This window comes from Spirillospora sp. NPDC048824 (assembly GCF_043198455.1).
Taxonomy (GTDB): Bacteria; Actinomycetota; Actinomycetes; order Streptosporangiales; family Streptosporangiaceae; genus Spirillospora.
Genome location: NZ_JBICUS010000064.1, coordinates 1 through 1563 on the forward strand (window position 1 = coordinate 1; position 1563 = coordinate 1563).

At 67.9% G+C, this 1563-nt stretch carries 1 protein-coding gene; it reads right to left on the bottom strand.

The window, feature by feature from the left end; translation table 11 throughout:
- Positions 1-54: 54 nt before the first annotated feature.
- A complete protein-coding gene (locus ACGFIS_RS37520; RefSeq protein ID WP_392974024.1) occupies positions 55-1416 on the bottom strand; it encodes an IS256 family transposase in 1362 nt (453 codons plus the stop codon).
- Positions 1417-1563 lie beyond the last annotated feature (147 nt).

The following is a 1563-nucleotide window of genomic DNA, read 5'->3' on the forward strand; positions in this document are numbered from 1 at the left end:
GAGGTTGTAACTTCAGGTGTGGAAAGTCCTTGCAGGTAGAAGGCGATGTTCGCTTTACCTGATGCGTCCTGGATAGGCCTCGGCGAGTTCGTTGAGTGCTTCGCGCCATCCGGCGGCGCGTTGTCCTTCGACGAGGCGGGTGGGCTGGAAGGCGTGCTTGTCGCCTTGCTGGCGTTTGGCGGCGCGTTCGCGGGCGCGTTTGTCCTCGATGTTGATGATCGCCAGCCACAGCAGCTTGACCACGGCGTCGTCGGTGGGGAAGTGCCCGCGGGCTTTGGTGACCTTGCGGAGCTGGTAGTTCAGCGACTCGATCCCGTTGGTGGTGTAGAGCAGCCTGCGGACGGGCCGGGTGAAGGCGAAGAAGGGTGTGAACCGGTCCCAGGCGTCCTCGAACACCCGCACGGCCTGGGGATACTTGCGGCCGAGGTCGGTGTCGGCGAACGCGGCGAGAGCGTCCAGCGCGGCGTCGGCGTCCACGGCGGTGTAGACCTTCTTCAACTCCTTGGCCACCGCGCCGGCGTCGCGGCGGGCGACCGGCCGCAGCGCATTCCTGATGAGGTGAACCACGCAGGTCTGCACCACGGTGGCGGGGAACGCCCCGCCGATGGCGTCCTCGAAGCCCTTCAGGCCGTCGCAGCAGGCGATGAGGATGTCGCGGACACCGCGGTTGCGCAGGTCGGTCATCACCTGCCCCCAGAACCGCGCCCCCTCGGCGGCGGTCGCGCTCTCGGGCGGGGTCCGCGCCAGCCAGATCCCCAGCACGTGCTTCTCCCCGTCGGCGTCGATCCCGACCGCGACGTAGGCGGGCTTGTTGGTCACCACATGGTTGTCGCGCACCTTGACCACCAGGGCGTCCAGGAACACCACGGCGTAGACGGGGTCCAGCGGCCGGGTCTGCCAGACCTTGACCTCGTCCATCACCTGGTCGGTGATCCGCGACACCTGCTCGTGCGAGAGTTCGGTGCCGTACACCTGCTTGAGGTGGTGCAGGATGTCGCGCACGCTCATGCCGTGCGCATAGAGGCTGATGATCATGTCGTCCAGGCCGCCGGCGACCCGGCCCACCCGCTTGGGCACCAGCACCGGCTCGAACGTCCCGGCCCGATCGCGCGGCACCGACAGCCGGACCGGGCCGACCCCGGTCTGCACCGTCTTGCCCCTGCCCCGCCCGTTGCGCGAGTTCCCCGAATTGTTCCCGACCTGGTCGTGCTTGCCATAGCCCAAGTGCGCGGTCAGCTCGGCCTCCAGCGCCCGCTCCAGCACGGCCTTGACCAGCTGCCCCAGCATGCTGCCCTCACCGGTCAGCCGCAGCTGCCCCGCCTCGTCCTTCGAGCGCTCCAGCAGCACGTCCAGCACCTCATCGCCCAGCAGCTCCCGGACCGGCACGTCCCCGCTCGTGGCTGGCATCGGCACCATCCCGGCCGCACCCGCCCCGGCCTGGACGACACTCCCGTTTCCCTCGATCACGCTCATGGCTTCGAATCCCCCCGAATTCGATGGATGATCTTCCCTGTCGATCATCTACCCACCAAGATCATTCCCACGCTTGGAGAGATACCCCCG

Excerpts from the sequence above, each read along its gene's own strand:
- ACGFIS_RS37520 (WP_392974024.1), bottom strand. The coding sequence starts at position 1,416 with ATGGTGCCGATGCCAGCCACGAGCGGGGACGTGCCGGTCCGGGAGCTG.